Below are 17,545 nucleotides of genomic sequence, written 5' to 3' on the forward strand. Positions count from 1 at the left end.
TCAATGCTGATCAGAATAAGCGCCAGCGGCGTTTTTTTTGTCTGTTTTGGTAAACCCACTGTAGCTTCACTTCTGTGCTGCCCATGACCTGAGCTGTATTACTATCAAATAGCTCAAAAGAAATACTTTGCTGAGAGTCAAACGTGTATTCAAACATACCATTTTGTTGTTTTAACCAACACTGCATAATGTACTTTGATGTAGCATCTCTGAGGCAGTAGTTGCCCATTGTCGGAAGATGCCAAGTGAGTGTTACATCAGCATAGCAATTGCGCCCTTCACGCAATGCCACACAGGTATCGGGCAGTGCTACAAGCGGCGCTGCTTTGTCTGCTGCTTTAGCAGATGTAATTGTGGGGAAGACCAATAATAAACAGATCCATCTAAAATACATATCGTAGGCCTACCTTGGCTTTATGTTGATACCCTTGAGAAATAATTGGGCTGTCGTCTATTTCTTTTGAAAACCACGTCGTTAACCAGCCAGATAAAAATACCCAATCTTGAGAAATAGGGTACTCTGCATGAAACTCAAACATAATGCTGGTACTGCCGTTGGGTGTATAAACTGGCCGATTGCTAGTGGCTTCATCGCTATCTATTCCAAAATAATAGTCGGTAAAACTGCCTGAGTAAGCACTTATGCCCACACCCGATCTAAATTCCCAATTACGCCATGGTAAAATGTGGCTAAAAAAGGTATTAAATACCCAGCCATTGTGTGTGCCGGTTACATCATGTAAAAATTCAAATGATATTTGCGAATTTTCAAAGCGTCGGGTTAACCTCAGGCCTGCGTCAAAATCGTAGTTACGGGATTTTATACCGGCAAGCTCTTCAATTACGCCGCGGTTATAAATACCAAGTCCTTTTTCATCAAAACCGGCTTGCGTATTGGTACCAAGTATATCTAAGCCCCAATCAAACTTATCGATTAAGCTATAGCCTACAACGAGGCCGCCACTTAATTGGTTGTGATCAAAGTCGAGATAAAAGTTTTCGTAGGAAATGGCCAAGCTTAAATCAAGCTCAATGCCATCATCGTAAGAGTCAAGGCCAACTAGGTAGGAGTCTTCCACATAATAACCGGCCCCCGCGCTCCAATCCCAAGCAAAACCTTGAGTTGGCTCTAACGTGTTATCAGCATAGTATCGGTTGCTTGCAAAGCTTTTACAGCTCAAAAGGCAGGCGCAAAGCAATACACTATTAATAAAAATATGCTGTAAGAAAGCGTTTTTCATCCCTGGGGACCTAATTATTATTTGTTATTAAACGTATTATATTGGTAAGTGAATCCTTGAATCTGTAAAAAAATGTAGTTTTTTACTTTATTGCACTTTTATTTTATCAATTAAGATACTGCTTAAGTAATATTGCATCATAGGGGTTAAGGCACTTACTTCTGTACGTGTGCATGGGCCTTGTAATTTAGTTAAGCTACTTAATTTAGTAATAGTTTTAAACGGCGGAACAGTAACCTCTTTGCCTGCACGAGCTATACGTGCTTGTTCGGTATTTTGTTGATGTACAAATGTTGCAACTTCTAACTCATTTGTAATTATTTGCTCCTGAGCAAAACTAAATAGTAATGGCTCACGATGAAAACTTGCACTATCTATTGAAGATTTTGCAAACCATACAACATCACCAGAGGCTCTGTGAGTTAAGCGCATACTCACTTGTGCTGAAATTGTTGCACATTGTTGTGACGGGTATTGCTGCGCCACTTGTGCAAATAGCGGATATGGGTTTTCAGGTTGCGTTAACACATATTTAGTATCATCAGTTAATGCTAGTTCTAATTGGTGAATAGCCAGTGTGTAGTCACTATTTTTGCTATCAGTTACTTTTAAGCTTTTGTCGCTTAGTGCCTGAGTTATTTGCTTTAGTAAGGTATCAGTTACGCTTGCTTTGTCAGTGGTAATTCGCACTGTTTGGTTACGCATAACTTTATGTGCTGGTAATTGCACAGACTTAACCTTTGGCGATGCATGCTCAGTTTTGTATTCAAGCTGATAAGTTTGGCTCTTTAAAGTTGGCTTTAATGGTAACGCCAACGGCTCTGCTGGTTGTTTTATAACTGCACAACCTGCTGATAATAAAATAAAAAGTGATACAACTAAACAACGCATAAATACTTAACATCCACTTAAAAAGTCAATAATCACAACATTGTACGTTAGTCCTATCAAAACTTCATGATATTATGCACCTAGATGTAGTTAAAAAAGAATAAATTTGTAACGAATGAAGTATCTCAATAATTATGTGTATGTATTAATTGCTTTTAGCCTATGTTTATTGCCATTGAAGGCAATAGCTAAAGCAGATCCAAATTGGGATGGATTCGTTAAAAAGTATGGACGCTACGCTGAAAAAAAATTAATTAGTAAAGGCATTCCTGGGGCTGCGCTATCAATTGTAAGTATTGATAATGCTGATTATATTCATACTATGGGCCGCACCAAAGCGCGGAGTGGTTTAAAAGTTAATAGCCACACACGCTTTAGATTGGCTTCTGTATCTAAAACATTTGCGGGCTCTTTAACTGCAAAACTTGCCAGTGAAGGACAAGTTGATTTATTTAAACCTGTTAGCGATTACATCCCTGCGTTTAAAGGCACAGTTTATAAAGATAATTTAAAAGTTTTTCATTTATTGAGTCATTCCAGTGGGTTGGTTCCAAACGCTTACGACAACTTAATAGAGTCGCGCATGGATTACCCCGGTATTGTAGAGAAACTTTTAACAGTTAAGCCCATTTGCGAACCCGGGCAGTGCTACGGTTACCAAAACGTGATGTTTAGCCTTATTGACGATGTAATTTTTAGCAGCACTAATAAAAAATATGCGCAGTGGCTACAAGAGGGAATTTTTACTCCTTTAAAAATGCATGATACCAGCTTAGGTTATGAGGCTATGGTGCATGATAAAAACTATGCATTGCCTCACGTGCGCGGTAAAAAACGTTGGTATACCGCAAAGCTTAAAAAAAATTATTATAAAGTAGGCCCAGCAGCGGGGGTAAACGCCAGTGCTACTGATATGGCTAAATGGTTAAAAGCGCAGCTTGGGCAAAATTTAGATGTGTTGTCTTTAAATGCGTTGGCTACACAAACGCGCCCTTACACTCATACAAAAAAAGAGCGTTACCGACGTGTATGGAAAAAACATTTAGCGCAAGCTTACTACGGCCTAGGTTGGCGAGTGTATAACTACGATAATGAAACGCTGTATTACCATAGTGGCTGGGTGCAAGGTTATCGAAGTGACTTAGTGGTTATACCGCATTTAAATGTAGGCTTTAGCTTAATACTAAATGCAGAAACGGGTGTAATTAATGAGTTAACAACAGAGTTTTTAAATCGATTGCTAAAATATAAGCGCACTTAAAGGTTATTTCGCTTTGCCAGAGCAAAACTTTTACAGCCTCAAAGTAGCGTAATTAATTAAGCGAAGTGGTAAAAATTAAAGCGTTGATAACAAAAAACCAGCTTAACGCTTAATGCCAGTCAGTTAACAACTGACTGGCGTTTTTTATTGGAATACTTACTGGGCTTTGGTTTCACACACCTTGGATACGCTCTCTCTCGTTTTATCGGTAAAATATGATGTTCAACTTGTGCTTGTAGTTGCTCAATAGATTTTGGGATACGTCCCGCATTCTCTATAAACATCGTGTGAATTAAGTTAATAATACTGATTGCGCACGTCGTAAAACTCAGGTGCTTGGCATAAAGTCCCGGCTTTTTCTGCGCCATTTTTACCATCTGATACCTGAGTAAGTTATAGCTAAGCATTATGCCCCATAGCTCTTGCGCTATCATATCTGGCTTTTTACTGCGTAACGTGAAGTGACTATTTAATAAGGTTTGTTTCATTTCTCGATAGCCAAGTTCTATTTCCCATCGGTCGCTGTATAAGTCAACGATTTCAGCCTTGGGAAAACGCATTGGGTCGCTCAATGACGTCAGAATATTTACTTCTTTCCCTTTAATTGTTTTCGTTACCAGCCTTACTTCAATGTCCATAGGTAAGTCTGCAAACTTTTTTCTCGCTTGCGCTGTTGTTTTTAGTTTGATGAGTTTGTCTTGACGTCCTAAAGAGCGAACGACTTCGTACTGGGTTCCTTTTCTCATGGGTTGGAGCCAATGGCGGTTTTTTCCTGCATGATGCCAGCGATTTAGTAAGCCCAAAGAATAAAAGCCTCTGTCAAATAACGTGAGTGAATTATCGGGTGTTACTTCGATTAAGTCTTCTGCAAGTACCATTTCGCTTGAGCGGCAGCTATCAAAGGCACTCCCCAATAATAAATGGCTAGTCAGCTCCATTAGGCATACCATACGAACTTGAGGAAAGGCCGTATCACCGTGCTGGTTTTTCCAAGCAGAAAATTCTTGATGATTTTCCTGGGTATCAGGTGTGCGCCAAATAACGCCATCAACGCCTAAGAGAGATAACCCGCACCATGTGGGATGGTTAGCATCCTTATTCCACATTTTTTGACTTTGTTCAAAGACTTCTTTCACTGCACCAGCGCCAAGGCGTTGTCTTGCTTGTACGACAGCACTAGGCGCAACAAGCTCTTTTTTACCGGGTAATGCTAAACCCAATTTACTGACAATGCTCCAGAGTGGGTCTTCACGATAAAGTGACATACAAATTACAGTCCAAACAGCCATTTCAACAGGCAGCCTTCTTCGTCTTATAGTCGCGACACCGGCTGTTTCAGCACATTGTTTGATAAAATCAGAGCATAAAAAATCACTCAGTTGACCTAAGCCTTCTGAGTTAGGGGCATAGCCATTGGCAAGAGAAAGTGCGGTAGTGAGTTGCAAAAGAAAAGACTCCTGAATAAATTCAGGAGTCTTTATATACTAGCCAGAAGATCGGTCAATGGATCATTAAATATTTCTTAACTGATCGGCATTAAGCTTAACGCTGGTTTTTAATAAAAAGCTCACTGCATAATTAACTTATGCGCGTGGTAATTGGATCTTTTTCTCTGCACTTTGGCGATAAAGTACAACAGTGTGACCAATTGTTTGAAGCTTAGTTGCGCCAGTTTCACGCACTATAGCATCAAAAATAAGTGCTTTTGTTTCTCGATCGTCAGTAGGTACTTTTACTTTGATTAATTCGTGAATTTCTAATGCACTTTGAATTTCTACAACTACGCCCTCGGTTAAACCGTTAGAACCTAGTAAAACTACAGGCTTAAGGCTATGCGCCTGGCCTTTTAAAAACTGCTTTTGTTTGTTTGATAATGTCATGTTTATACAAATTTTGCTGAATATGGCTTGAATTAAGGGTATTCTAACGCCATCTAAAGAATATTACTAATTAGTTGCGTGTTAATTTATGACAAATAAAAAACATTCAGCCAGTTCAAAGCGATGGCTGAAAGAACATTTTGACGATCAATATGTTCAAGAAGCGCAAAAAAAAGGCTGGCGTTCTCGAGCGGTTTTCAAATTAGATGAAATCCAAAACAAAGATAAACTGCTTCGCCCGGGTATGACGGTTGTTGATTTAGGTGCTGCTCCAGGTAGTTGGTCGCAATACTTAGCTGAAAAAGTATCAGATAAAGGCCAAGTTGTTGCGTGTGACATTTTACCAATGGACTCACTAGCGGGCGTAGACTTTTTACAAGGAGACTTTCGTGAAGAAGCTGTTCTCAATGCGTTACTAAAACGCATTGATGGCAAAAATGTTGATGTGGTACTCTCTGACATGGCTCCAAACATGAGTGGTAATAACTCGGTAGATCAAGCGGGTAGCATGTATTTGGTAGAGTTAGCACTTGATATGTGTAATCAAGTATTAAAGAAAAATGGTGCATTTATTGTTAAAGTGTTTCAAGGTGAAGGCTTTGATCAATACTTGCAAGACGTTCGTAATAGTTTTAAAGCAGTGAAAATACGCAAACCTGATGCCTCACGTGCCCGTTCTCGGGAAGTATATATAGTAGCGACTGGCTACAAACTGTAGTACAGTTGCTTGGCGTTTAGTTGAATTTAAATTAATTGGATACAAGAGGTTAACCCCTTGAGCGATATGGCGAAAAATCTAATACTCTGGCTGGTTATTGCAGTTGTGCTAATGTCAGTATTTCAGAGCTTTAATGGCGGCGATCAGGTTGATCGTCAAACAAGTTACACTCAATTTGTAAAAGACGTGCGTAGCGGCTCTTTACAAGAAGTTATTATTGACCGTGGAACAGGTAATATTACGGGTACTAAAAGCAGTGGTGAGCGTTTTCAAACCACAATGCCAATGTACGACGAAGACCTAATCAACGATTTACTTAAAAACGATGTTAACGTCAAAGGTGTTCAGCCTGAAGAGCAATCGTTTTTAGCGAGTATATTTATTTCTTGGTTCCCAATGCTACTGCTAATAGGTGTGTGGATATTCTTCATGCGTCAAATGCAAGGCGGTGGCGGCAAAGGCGCTATGTCGTTTGGTAAAAGTAAAGCGCGCCTAATGAGCGAAGACCAAGTTAAAACCACGTTTGCAGATGTTGCAGGCTGTGATGAAGCAAAAGATGACGTAACAGAGTTAGTTGACTTTTTACGTGACCCATCTAAGTTCCAAAAGCTTGGCGGTAGCATTCCTAAGGGCGTACTTATGGTAGGTCCTCCTGGTACAGGTAAAACCTTACTTGCAAAAGCTGTTGCGGGTGAAGCAAAAGTACCATTTTTTACAATCTCGGGTTCAGACTTCGTAGAGATGTTTGTTGGTGTTGGTGCATCGCGTGTGCGCGACATGTTCGAACAAGCTAAAAAGGCAGCGCCGTGTATCATCTTTATTGATGAAATTGATGCTGTTGGCCGTAAACGTGGTGCTGGTATGGGTGGCGGTCATGATGAACGTGAGCAAACTCTAAACCAAATGCTGGTTGAAATGGACGGTTTTGAAGGTAACGAAGGTATTATTGTTATAGCGGCGACTAACCGTCCTGACGTACTTGATCCTGCGTTACTTCGTCCTGGTCGTTTTGACCGCCAAGTAGTGGTTGGTTTACCAGATATTCGCGGTCGTGAGCAAATTCTTAAAGTGCATATGCGTAAAGTACCGCTAGGTGATAACGTTGAAGCTGCAGTAATTGCACGTGGTACACCTGGTTTCTCTGGTGCTGATTTAGCAAACTTAGTAAACGAAGCTGCTTTATATGCTGCACGTGGTAATAAACGCGTTGTAAGTATGGCAGAGTTTGATGCTGCTAAAGATAAGATCATGATGGGTGCAGAGCGCAAGACCATGGTGATGAGCGAGCAAGAAAAAGAAATGACAGCGTACCACGAAGCAGGCCATGCTATTGTTGGTCGTATGGTGCCAGAGCACGATCCAGTTTATAAGGTATCTATTATTCCACGTGGCCGCGCCCTTGGCGTAACCATGTATCTACCTGAGCAAGACCGTGTTAGCCATTCGAAAGAGCTTTTAGAATCTATGATTTCAAGCCTTTACGGTGGACGAATTGCTGAAGCGCTTATTTACGGCGAAGACAAAGTGACCACAGGTGCGAGCAACGATATTGAACGTGCAACCGACATTGCACGCAAAATGGTTACTCAGTGGGGCTTAAGCGAAAAATTGGGTCCACTACTTTATGCTGAAGATCAGAACGAAATGTACATGGGTGGCGGCGGTGGCCGTGCTATGAGCATGTCGGATGAAACGGCTAAAGTAATCGATACTGAAGTGCGCTTATTCTCAGACCGTAACTATCAACGCGCTGAAGATATATTAAAAGAAAACATTGATATACTTCATGCGATGAAAGATGCGTTAATGAAATACGAAACAATTGATGCAAAACAAATTGATGATTTAATGGCTCGTCAGCCTGTGCGTGAACCACGTGATGCGCATGACCGCCTAGATGAAAAGTCAGTAAAATCTGCAGAGTCTCAAGAAAAAGCGGTTGATGAAACTCAAAAACCGGATGATTCATCTAAAAAAGATGAAACAAACCTTGATGATAAAGCTGAATAATCGTTAAAATAACGTATTAAAAGCCCCGTACTTCGGGGCTTTTTTGTATCAACTAATCACAATTAAAAGAAAAGGTTGGCAATGGCAAATATAATAAACCTTCCTCGTGGGCGTGCGCTCAATTTAGAAAAGCCAATTGTAATGGGGATTTTAAATGTGACCCCAGATTCTTTTTCTGATGGCGGAAAGTTTGTAAATACAGATTTTGCAGTTCAGCAAGCGATGCTGATGTTAAATGAAGGTGCAACAATTTTAGATATTGGTGGTGAGTCTACACGCCCCGGTGCGCCCGATGTAAGCTTAGAAGATGAGTTAGCCCGTGTAATACCTGCCATAAAAGCAATTAGGGCCAAAAGTGACTGTGTTATATCCATTGATACAAGTAAAGCAAAAGTCATGGAGCAAGCTATTCTAGCTGGGGCCGATATAGTTAACGATGTGCGCGCTTTACAAGAGCCAGATGCACTAAGTACAGTAGCTAAATATCCTGATGTTGCGGTGTGTCTGATGCACATGCAAGGCCAGCCTCGTACAATGCAAAGCGCGCCAACCTACTCCGACTTACTTGCACAAATAAACCAATTTTTTGAAAAGCGTATTAAAGCGTGTAAAACAGCAGGCATTAAGGCTGAGCAACTTATTCTTGATCCTGGCTTTGGCTTTGGAAAAACCTTAACGCATAACTTTGAAATATTAGCTAAGTTTAAGGCGTTTAATAAATTTGAATTACCGCTTTTAGCCGGTTTATCACGTAAGTCTATGATTGGTAATTTACTTAATAGAGATACAAATGAGCGTTTAGCGGGCAGCTTAGCTGGCGCGCTGATTGCTGCGCAAAATGGCGCAAATATAATTCGTGTACACGATGTTAAAGAAACCGCAGATGTGCTTGGCGTACTCCAAGCTTGCGAAAAAGGAGCTTTATAATGAGCGAAAGAAAATATTTTGGTACCGATGGGGTACGTGGGTTAGTAGGTACAGCGCCTATTAACCCTGAGTTTGCAATGAAATTAGGCTGGGCTGCAGGGCGAGTATTATCGCTCAGCGGCACTAAAAAAGTAATCATTGGTAAAGATACACGTATTTCGGGTTACATGCTTGAAACCGCATTAGAGGCTGGCTTAATTGCTGCAGGCATAGATGTTGTATTGCTAGGCCCAATGCCAACACCTGCTGTGGCTTATTTAGCGCAAACATTTAGAGCTGAAGCGGGCATTGTAATTAGTGCCTCGCATAACCCATATTACGATAACGGAATTAAATTTTTTAATGGTCAAGGGTTAAAACTTGATGATGCAGTAGAGCTTCAAATAGAAGCAATGCTTGACGAGCCAATGACGTGTGTTGCTTCAGATAAACTCGGTAAAGCGTCTCGCTTAGTGAGTGCCGATGGGCGTTACATTGAGTTTTGTAAGAGTCAATTCCCACAAGGTTTATCACTTGAGGGCTTAAAAGTAGTATTAGATTGTGCCAATGGCGCAACTTATCACATAGCACCTTCTGTAATGCGCGAGCTTGGTGCCCAAGTGATAACGCATGCGTGCGAGCCAAATGGTGTAAATATCAACCATGAATGTGGTGCTACGCATGTTGATACCCTAAAGCGTAAAGTTTTAGAGCATAAAGCTGATGTGGGTATTGCTTACGATGGTGACGGTGACCGTGTAATGATGGTTGATCACAATGGGCGTGTATTTGATGGCGATGACTTGGTTTATATCATTGCTTGCCAAGCTGCAGAAGATCATATGCTAGGTGGTGGTGTTGTCGGTACGGTAATGTCAAATATGGGCCTTGAAAATGCATTAAAAGCAAAAGGTATTGAGTTTGCTCGCAGTAAAGTAGGCGATCGTTATGTAATGGAACTGTTACAGCAAAAAGGCTGGAAGATTGGCGGTGAGAGCTCAGGGCACGTGCTTAACCTAGATTTAATTACTACGGGTGACGGTATAATTTCAAGCTTGCAAGTACTTGCAGCGATGGTCGCTCAAAACCGCACACTACAAGACTTAGGTGCTGGTTTTACAAAGTATCCTATGAAAATGATTAACGTACGCTACACGCCAGGTACCGACCCAACACAAGCTACTGAAGTACAGACTGCGGTAGCCCAAGTAGAGCAAACATTGGGTGATAAAGGCCGAGTTTTACTACGTAAATCAGGCACTGAGCCAGTTGTTCGTGTTATGGTTGAAGCAGAGCAAGAAAAAATAGTCATAGACAGCGCGCAAAAAATTGCAGCAGTTGTCGAATCTATGAGCAAATAAACTGATTGATAACAATAACCTCTTGTAACTTTGGGCGAGAAAAGTTAATATCTCGCCCGCTTTCTAATGTGGAGTGGAAAATGGCAATACGTAAGGCAATGGTCGCCGGTAATTGGAAAATGAACGGCTCTTTAGAGCTTGTTAAGCAAATGTCTAATGCTATAAATGATGTTAAATCAAACGATATAGACGTTATTTTATTTCCTCCATTCCCACTTGTTTCTGCATTAATAGAAACAGGCGTTACCACAGGCACTCAAACCCTAAGTGAAAATACGCCAGGTGCATTTACTGGTGAAGTTGACGCACAGCTTATTAAAGATTTAGGTGCTAAGTATGTACTTGTTGGCCATTCTGAGCGACGTAGTATTTATAATGAAAGCAATGACACTGTAGCCGCAAAATTTGCCAGAGCTCAACAGGTAGGTTTAACACCTATTTTATGTATAGGCGAAAGTGAAAGCGAGCAAGAAAGTGGACAAACCGAATATGTAGTTGCGGCACAAATTGATGCGGTAATTGACAAATTAGGTGTAGCAGCACTGAAAGATTCTGTGATAGCATACGAGCCCGTTTGGGCCATAGGCACAGGTAAGACTGCATCGCCAGAACAGGCACAAACTGTTCATAAATTTATCCGTGATAAAATTGCTTCATTAGATAGCGATTTAGCACAAGGGCTTACCATCTTATATGGTGGTAGCGTTAACGAAAAAAATAGCGAATTATTATTTGCACAACCAGATATAGACGGCGGCCTTATAGGTGGTGCTAGTCTAAAAGCAGATTCGTTCACTGCAATCTGTAACAGTGCAAAAGGGACCGTATAAGATGTACGAAATTTTATTAGTAGTTTATTTAGTTGTTGCTCTAGCTTTAGTTGGTATGGTTTTAATCCAACAAGGTAAAGGCGCAGACATGGGTTCTTCATTTGGCGCCGGTGCTTCGGGCACAGTTTTTGGCTCATCAGGTGCAGGTAACTTTATGACTAAAACAACAACTAGCTTAGCAACCGTGTTTTTTGTTCTAAGTATTGTGTTAGGTAACTTAACTGCCGGTCAAATTAAAAAGACTGATGAGTGGGAAAACCTTGAAGCAGCGCCAGCAGTTGAAACTGTTGCACCAGCTGAAGAAGACGTACCAGTTACTCAAACTAATGAGCAAAGCTCTGACGTACCAAACTAATTTAGCGTAAAGCTAACGTTAAACGATTTATACTCCTCAAATAAATCACTAAGTTTAACACCCAAGCGAAAGCTTAAAAAATGCGGATGTGGTGGAATTGGTAGACACGCTACCTTGAGGGGGTAGTGCTTTCGGGCGTGGGGGTTCAAGTCCCCCCATCCGCACCAAATAAAAAGCCCGTAACTCAATGAGTTACGGGCTTTCTTCTTTTTAATTGATCTAGCTTGGATCATTATCACTTTTTTGCTTTTGCTTTTGCTTAAGCTTTCTTGACACTTGCGCTGCCATATCTGGCATCTCAGATTCCATCCAACGACCATAATGCTTCTCTAACATCTTAATGCTGCTATGGCCCATTTGCTTAGAAATCCAGTTTAGAGGAATACCAGCTGTTATGAGTTGGCTACCATATGTATGCCTAGCTTGACCTATTGGGCGATAGCGCACTCCTGCTGCTTTACAGTGAGGCTTTACGAACATCTTATCGAAGGACTCGCTATCAGTCCAAAAACTTTTTGATTTAGAGCTAGTAAAAATAAACTGTAGATCCTTATCATCAAACAGCCTGTTGTTGGCTTGAAGCACTTTAACTTTGAAAAACCTAAAGTTGTCGGTTCTATTTACTAAGTTTAGTAGAATATCAAATGCTTCGTCTAAAAGGTCAATGCAGCGGGAACTACCATCGTTTTTTGTACTTGCAAGAACACCTCTAACAACACCGCGGTTGACATAAAGCTTTCTTTTTTCAAAATCAATATCACATAGTGAAACAGCTAATAGTTCAGAAGGGCGTAAGCCTGTCCAGATGGCGAAAGTTAATGCATCTCTTTCTATCTCTCGCTCAGTGTCAGTGGACATTAGTTTTGTTATCTCAGACTGTGTGTAAGGGTCAGCTTCATCACATTTCTCTTTATTTGGGTTCTTTACAAAATCCATCGGGTTTTCGGTTATTAGTTTATCTTCTATTGCGAAGCGGTATGCAGTCCTCAATGGAGTTAAAACTTCACTTATCGTTTTGTTAGCTAAGTGTGCTAGATCTTTATTTATCCACTCTTTTATTTCGGATACTTTTATGCTTTTCATACAGCGCTCACCAAGCAAAGGCCTAATATACTTCTCCGTTCTATAGTTGTTATTTTGATGTGTCTTAGGTCGGTTGTTAGCTTTGGAGTCTGCGATGAATTTATCTAAGTACAAATTTAATTGTATCGTTGTATTAGAGGCATCATTTTTGATTAACGCTAAAGCAGTTTTAGAATTGGGAAACGCTTCAATATAGTTAAACCGACCATGCTCTACGTCATGACAAATAGCCATTCGTTTATTGAATGCTGCTTTCAGGTTTGTTTTTCTTATAGGTACATTTTCAGTGTCTCAAGGCAGCGTTTCCCTTGATACATAAATGTGATTCGTATCGCATTGCCGTGTATCGTGACACCAGTGTACTTTTTTGCTATAACTTTAGCTTCGTTAATACTTAACAATTTTCATTCCCCCTCAATCCAGCTGTTCAGGTTTTCAAAGTGCCACATTACTGTGCCGACGGGATCTTTTACCCAATGTACACCTTCAATGTATTTTCCTGCTTTTCTCCTGCCATCAAGCTGATCTCTAGTTAGACCTTTTAGAGCCTGAATTGCACGAGGGTGAACCCAGCCTAAATTAATTGTGAAGGGTGTATGTGTATCTTGTTCCATATAGCCTCTATGATTTTCATTCATTTATTGTTCGAATCATTGGCATGATATAAAAAATATTTTTTTCGGTTAATTGTTTCGTTTTTTTTGGAAATTACATATATAACAATGATTTAAATTTAACTTTGATTTTTATAAAAATATCTAACTGTTGATTTTAAAGGTTTTTTAATGTAAAAAAAGAAACTTCGCTGCGTTAGCTCAGCACGAAATTTCTTCAAAAATTTTAAATTTTTTAAGCTTATGCTATTTGCCGGAAAGGTGTGCCGTGCTCATCGGGGTGGAAAGTAAAATAGGTTGGTGCTTTTTCCGCATCACTCATACTTCGACCTTTGACGACTTCTAGCTTTCTAACCCCACAACCTTTCTTTTTATCAATAGAAAACTTCAGAGTGACATCGTTGATAATGTCAAAATCGACAGAGCCAAGTACAACTTCACCTTTAGTGAAATGATTGATATAAATTACAGTAACCCCATGTGCCTTTAATAATAAGAATAATCTGATCAGCCCTGATATTTCATCGGCACTTGATATATTGCTACCAAAGGTGTTGGTTTTGAGGCTATCGATCACAACAACATCAAACTTAAGCATGTCTATGAAAAGTTGATCGTGCTCCTGGAGTTTACATAAGTCGGGCAGAAGCCCACCCGCAAACTCACGATTGATAATGCTGAAGTTGTCTTCAAATTGGCTTAACTGTTCGGTATCTAGTACGTTTAATATATTGTCAAACCTATGATTGACGTCATCGACAGGTAGTTCACCATCGAGCAAAAGAACCTTCTTTGCTTGAGGTGCGTGTTCACCTAAAAACTGACCTCTAGTACATATAGCTGTGATCATTTTGTATGTTAAAAAAGACTTACCACCACCTTGTGCCCCTGCTAGCTCCACAATATCACCTGTCTTGAAATACTTTCCGAATAGAGGGGTGCGATCAATCCCTTTAATGTTTTTAAATTCTTTATACTTAATGGGATTGTTGGTGCCATAACCTAATGCTGCCTTAGCTTTTATTTTGACTGTATTTAACTGGTGTTTTATATAACCGACACCTGCTTGAATAGTTTCGCCAAATAGTTCGAGTTGTTCGTTCATTTGTTAGATTCCTAGTTTTAATGAAAAGAATCTCTACATAAGTAATCAACGAGCAAACTAACCGTTGTTATAAAAATTACTTCAGTCAAAGATGTTTTTGCTTGCTACGAACCTACCTAAAAATACTTCTTTGCTCTTCGAGCAAAAAGTATTTTTAGGTAGGTATCACTTGAAAAGTGAAGAAGTGCGTAACTCGCAGAGTTAAGCTTATAAAAGCCTTATCGTAAGATAAGCATCTAAAGGCGTGAGTATGAAAATATCGAAGATGATTTTTATACGGAAGCATTTTGAAAAAATAAAAAAGCGCATCGTAGTCAGCCTCAAAGAGGATGCGGAGCAAATTGCTCTGTTCTCGCCCCGTAGTCTCTCTAGAGCGATTTGCTCCGCAACCGAAGGGCAGACGGATGCGCGTTGCTGTTTAATGTTATTGATGGAATCAATAGCGCAGTGGCGCTTGACGAGTCAAGCAGAGCAAGGAATAAAACAGTTATGTCATGAAATGATGAAGTCGAACTTTTGTTCGGTTGCCTTTCTTTGATTACCTAACAGTAATCAATCTCCAAGTCCTGCCTTAAGGTGTTTCGCTTGCCTTGAACCTAATTATTATTAAACAAGGAGAGTGAAATGATACCAATAAATGAGAGAGGGATTCTCGCACGTTACATACAGTCGCCATCAACCCAAGCAAGGCATCAAGCCAAGTTGTATAGCTTGCTTGATTGGATCTATCGATTTGGGTTTACCTCACCAGCGGTACTTGAATCATTGTGGGGTGTTGATCGTTCAGTTGTGAATCGGCTATTACGTCGCTATGAACGTGAGGAGGTGATTGCTGAAGTCGCAACGTTTGCGTGCAGAGACAAGCGTGTGTTTTTACTCAGGCCCAAAGGGGTAAGGATGTTAGAGGCATTACACAACCAATCTCTCAAATATACAACTAAGAAGTCTACGCTTAATTTTAAAACATTGACTCATGATCTTATGCTTCAAGCTATTGTGGCAATAGGTGTTAAAGATGGGAGTTATGTCTTTTTTATTACAGAGAAAGAGCAAGAAAAGGAAAATTTAGGTAAGAAACGACGGTTTGATGCCATTGTATATGATGGGAATGATTTAACTGGCATAGAGGTTGAGGCAAGTGCTAAGACAATTCCACATCGGTTGGATATATTAAAGCGCTACGAACAAGCAATTACCATTGAAAACCGCGTTAGCAAAATATTATGCTTTTCTCATAAGCGACGGTTCATAACGGACACAGAGCGGGTTCATAACAAACTATTTGCTAAAGGCGAAAACGGTTTAGATAAGCAATTCTTTGATCAACATGTTAAGTATGTCTATAACAAGGAATTGATTTCTATTCTTTATCATAAATTCTGGCTGCATTAAGTAAATAGTAAAAACACTCAAGGCGCTATTATCAGCGCCTTGAGTGTTTCTTAAGTCTTTTTTTCTATGTGAGACCACCTATGTACATGGTGAGATTTAAAGGGCATACCGCACTTTTAATCAGTATATTGCTGAGGTTTGCAGACCCAGCTTTAGTAAGCCACCACTATGTGATGGGACGCAGCTGCAATAGCCGCAGGTTTATTTCCAGTACAATTATAAATATGTTCTCGAATAGGTAATTATTGAATTTTTTACATTAACTTTATAAAAATGTTTATCAACTAATATTTAAAGGCAGAGTAAAAGATGTTTGATTGTTTTTTGTTCGGGTAACAATATGTTTTTATTGGTGTTATTGACTTGGTTACATAAATACATATTATGTAACCTTCGTTTATCGCTTGATGATTGAATGTTAAAACCAAAGAATATAAAAGGATTGTATTAATGAAATTTAAGTTTTTACTTTGTACTGCTTTAATAGCAACAGCTGTAACTGGCTGTAAATCTACTGAAGAAAAAGAAGCCGATTTAGCTTTATTATCAACATGTAACCTAAATACTTATAAAAATTACCAGGAAATTGTTGCGAATAACCCACAAAAGCTTGCAAAGTTAACCCCACAATATACATATTTTAAAGGTAGCTCACTTCTACCTTTTGGCTCTCGCGATAGTGCTGTCGATGAAGCAACGTTATATGTATGTAAGAAGAACTTCAAAAATGCATTAGCCATAGTGGATCGAGAAAAAACTTATTCTGCTCAAGAAAGAGCTATTGGTGGTGTGTATCATATATATAATTTAATGCCATTTGCATTAACTGATATAACAGAACAAGAGTTAGCATCACAACTGGAAATTTGGTTGCCATCGAGTGATGCAAAATTTGCAGAAAAACATAGAGAATATTTATTAAATATTGCGAAAGATCAAAAGTTTTCTAAATTATCTCCAACGTTTGAAAAGTTGATTAAAAGTGTTGAAAGTCACAGCTTTAAAGGTATTAATCCAGGGTATCGCACTATGATGATGGATATGTCTTGGAAGAAGCACTTAAAATTACATCAAGAGTTAGTTGATATTTATGTTCTATATAATGGAGAAAGTGCCGAGAAAAAGTTAGTTGCTTGGGTTAAATACCATAAATTAAGCTCTATAAAACTTGCAGCATACAAAGCTCTTATAGATCTTGAAAAGCATGAACGTGTTGAAGATCTTTTAACTAAAGAGTCGGATACAGGTCTGAAGAAACAAGTTGGTATGTTGTTAATTTAATAATAATTAAATTAGGGAAAGCTGCTATATTGGCAAATGATATTGCAGCTTTTAATAAAAAACGAGCCAATTTAGGCTCGTTGTGGATGCGATGTTAATCGCTATGTTCAACAAAACTATGGAATGACTTCTCCCATTGGCTTTTAGCTGATTTAGAGAAAAAAGCTTCTTGATTCAATAAGAAGACTTCTTTGAAAGCTGCTTCTAAAACGTGTTCTTTACAATAACCTTCAATATGCTTATGGAAAACGTGCATCACAATATCAATGTGTGCAACGTCGATATATTGTTGCTGAAGTGATGTTGGTAAAAGAGTTTGAAGTTGCTTGCTAATCGAAAAGCCATTAATGCCAAAACCTCCAAGGTGTAGATAAACCCCTTGTTTCGACTCAGCATCGAACGTCAACACTACACGCGCGTTATCTGCCCACATAGAACGAGATTGGCGCGAGTATGCTTTATAAAACTCAATTGTTGTACTCATTATCGTTACTCATATTAATTGACCTATAAGTAACTAGGAGCGGCGTTAGGTAATAGTGTAGATTGTCATTACTTCATTTATCCATGATTATCTAAACTTAATAAATATGATAATTTAAAAATCAGTGTGGATC

The 17,545-nt window shown here is 39.4% G+C and carries 20 protein-coding genes and 1 tRNA gene; 11 read left to right on the forward strand and 10 right to left on the reverse strand.

Features of this window, described 5'->3' with window-relative positions:
* Nucleotides 1-10: 10 nt before the first annotated feature.
* The 3 genes from PESP_RS05200 to PESP_RS05210 all read right to left on the reverse strand — a co-directional run bounded on the left by PESP_RS05200 (nt 11) and on the right by PESP_RS05210 (nt 2,132).
* Nucleotides 11-394: a DUF3019 domain-containing protein gene (locus PESP_RS05200; RefSeq protein WP_089347085.1), complete on the reverse strand. Its 384-nt coding sequence runs from the start codon at nt 392-394 to the stop codon at nt 11-13.
* Nucleotides 384-1,241, reverse strand: a complete 858-nt coding sequence (locus tag PESP_RS05205; protein WP_089347086.1) for a MipA/OmpV family protein — start codon at nt 1,239-1,241, stop codon at nt 384-386. Before PESP_RS05205 ends, PESP_RS05200 begins: the two co-directional genes overlap by 11 nt.
* A gap of 87 nt (nt 1,242-1,328) precedes the next feature.
* Nucleotides 1,329-2,132, reverse strand: a complete 804-nt coding sequence (locus PESP_RS05210) for a hypothetical protein (RefSeq protein ID WP_089347087.1) — start codon at nt 2,130-2,132, stop codon at nt 1,329-1,331.
* A 115-nt stretch (nt 2,133-2,247) separates the two neighbouring features.
* Between PESP_RS05210 and PESP_RS05215 the strand changes: the two genes are divergently transcribed.
* Nucleotides 2,248-3,393, forward strand: coding sequence for a serine hydrolase domain-containing protein (locus PESP_RS05215; protein ID WP_089347088.1), 1,146 nt, complete (start codon nt 2,248-2,250; stop codon nt 3,391-3,393).
* A 119-nt stretch (nt 3,394-3,512) separates the two neighbouring features.
* Here the strand turns inward: PESP_RS05215 and PESP_RS05220 are convergent, their stop codons facing one another.
* Both PESP_RS05220 and yhbY read right to left on the reverse strand, forming a co-directional pair.
* Nucleotides 3,513-4,838, reverse strand: a complete 1,326-nt coding sequence (locus PESP_RS05220) for an IS4 family transposase (protein WP_089346385.1) — start codon at nt 4,836-4,838, stop codon at nt 3,513-3,515.
* Between the two features lie 138 nt (nt 4,839-4,976).
* Complete coding sequence (gene yhbY, locus PESP_RS05225) at nt 4,977-5,273, reverse strand: ribosome assembly RNA-binding protein YhbY (protein WP_004587346.1); 297 nt, start codon at nt 5,271-5,273, stop codon at nt 4,977-4,979.
* Nucleotides 5,274-5,361: 88 nt separating this feature from the next.
* Here yhbY and rlmE point away from each other — a divergent pair, with 88 nt between their 5' ends.
* From rlmE to PESP_RS05260, 7 genes are all read left to right on the forward strand, one after another.
* The gene (rlmE, locus tag PESP_RS05230; protein WP_089347089.1) at nt 5,362-5,991 is read left to right on the forward strand and encodes a 23S rRNA (uridine(2552)-2'-O)-methyltransferase RlmE; all 630 of its coding nucleotides are present in this window, start codon (nt 5,362-5,364) and stop codon (nt 5,989-5,991) included.
* 66 nt (nt 5,992-6,057) lie between these two features.
* On the forward strand, nt 6,058-8,001 hold the full coding sequence (gene ftsH, locus PESP_RS05235; protein ID WP_089349104.1) for an ATP-dependent zinc metalloprotease FtsH: 1,944 nt from the start codon (nt 6,058-6,060) through the stop codon (nt 7,999-8,001).
* A gap of 81 nt (nt 8,002-8,082) precedes the next feature.
* Complete coding sequence (gene folP / locus PESP_RS05240) at nt 8,083-8,928, forward strand: dihydropteroate synthase (protein WP_089347090.1); 846 nt, start codon at nt 8,083-8,085, stop codon at nt 8,926-8,928.
* On the forward strand, nt 8,928-10,268 hold the full coding sequence (gene glmM / locus PESP_RS05245; RefSeq protein ID WP_089347091.1) for a phosphoglucosamine mutase: 1,341 nt from the start codon (nt 8,928-8,930) through the stop codon (nt 10,266-10,268). Before folP ends, glmM begins: the two co-directional genes overlap by 1 nt.
* A gap of 80 nt (nt 10,269-10,348) precedes the next feature.
* Nucleotides 10,349-11,098: a triose-phosphate isomerase gene (tpiA, locus tag PESP_RS05250; RefSeq protein ID WP_089347092.1), complete on the forward strand. Its 750-nt coding sequence runs from the start codon at nt 10,349-10,351 to the stop codon at nt 11,096-11,098.
* A 1-nt stretch (nt 11,099) separates the two neighbouring features.
* Nucleotides 11,100-11,453, forward strand: coding sequence for a preprotein translocase subunit SecG (secG, locus tag PESP_RS05255; RefSeq protein ID WP_089347093.1), 354 nt, complete (start codon nt 11,100-11,102; stop codon nt 11,451-11,453).
* An 82-nt stretch (nt 11,454-11,535) separates the two neighbouring features.
* Nucleotides 11,536-11,620: transfer RNA gene (locus tag PESP_RS05260), tRNA-Leu, on the forward strand.
* A 52-nt stretch (nt 11,621-11,672) separates the two neighbouring features.
* On the opposite strand, the gene PESP_RS05265 is transcribed toward PESP_RS05260, so the two are convergent.
* From PESP_RS05265 to PESP_RS05280, 4 genes are all read right to left on the reverse strand, one after another.
* Nucleotides 11,673-12,809, reverse strand: a complete 1,137-nt coding sequence (locus PESP_RS05265) for a tyrosine-type recombinase/integrase (RefSeq protein ID WP_281255086.1) — start codon at nt 12,807-12,809, stop codon at nt 11,673-11,675.
* Nucleotides 12,806-12,937, reverse strand: coding sequence for an Arm DNA-binding domain-containing protein (locus PESP_RS20750; protein ID WP_089347095.1), 132 nt, complete (start codon nt 12,935-12,937; stop codon nt 12,806-12,808). Before PESP_RS20750 ends, PESP_RS05265 begins: the two co-directional genes overlap by 4 nt.
* A 3-nt stretch (nt 12,938-12,940) precedes the next feature.
* On the reverse strand, nt 12,941-13,150 hold the full coding sequence (xisR, locus tag PESP_RS05275) for an excisionase family protein (protein WP_089347096.1): 210 nt from the start codon (nt 13,148-13,150) through the stop codon (nt 12,941-12,943).
* 241 nt (nt 13,151-13,391) lie between these two features.
* A complete protein-coding gene (locus PESP_RS05280) occupies nt 13,392-14,255 on the reverse strand; it encodes an AAA family ATPase (RefSeq protein ID WP_089347097.1) in 864 nt (287 codons plus the stop codon).
* Nucleotides 14,256-14,505: 250 nt separating this feature from the next.
* Here PESP_RS05280 and PESP_RS05285 point away from each other — a divergent pair, with 250 nt between their 5' ends.
* From PESP_RS05285 to PESP_RS05295, 3 genes are all read left to right on the forward strand, one after another.
* A complete protein-coding gene (locus tag PESP_RS05285) occupies nt 14,506-14,793 on the forward strand; it encodes a hypothetical protein (protein ID WP_089347098.1) in 288 nt (95 codons plus the stop codon).
* Between the two features lie 86 nt (nt 14,794-14,879).
* A complete protein-coding gene (locus PESP_RS05290; RefSeq protein ID WP_089347099.1) occupies nt 14,880-15,647 on the forward strand; it encodes a MarR family transcriptional regulator in 768 nt (255 codons plus the stop codon).
* 450 nt (nt 15,648-16,097) lie between these two features.
* A complete protein-coding gene (locus tag PESP_RS05295; protein WP_089347100.1) occupies nt 16,098-16,928 on the forward strand; it encodes a hypothetical protein in 831 nt (276 codons plus the stop codon).
* 94 nt (nt 16,929-17,022) lie between these two features.
* On the opposite strand, the gene PESP_RS05300 is transcribed toward PESP_RS05295, so the two are convergent.
* Entirely contained in the window at nt 17,023-17,412 is a 390-nt protein-coding gene (locus tag PESP_RS05300) for a hypothetical protein (protein ID WP_125939503.1), read from the reverse strand.
* Nucleotides 17,413-17,545 lie beyond the last annotated feature (133 nt).

The organism is Pseudoalteromonas espejiana DSM 9414 (genome assembly GCF_002221525.1).
In the GTDB taxonomy this organism is placed as follows: domain Bacteria; phylum Pseudomonadota; class Gammaproteobacteria; order Enterobacterales; family Alteromonadaceae; genus Pseudoalteromonas; species Pseudoalteromonas espejiana.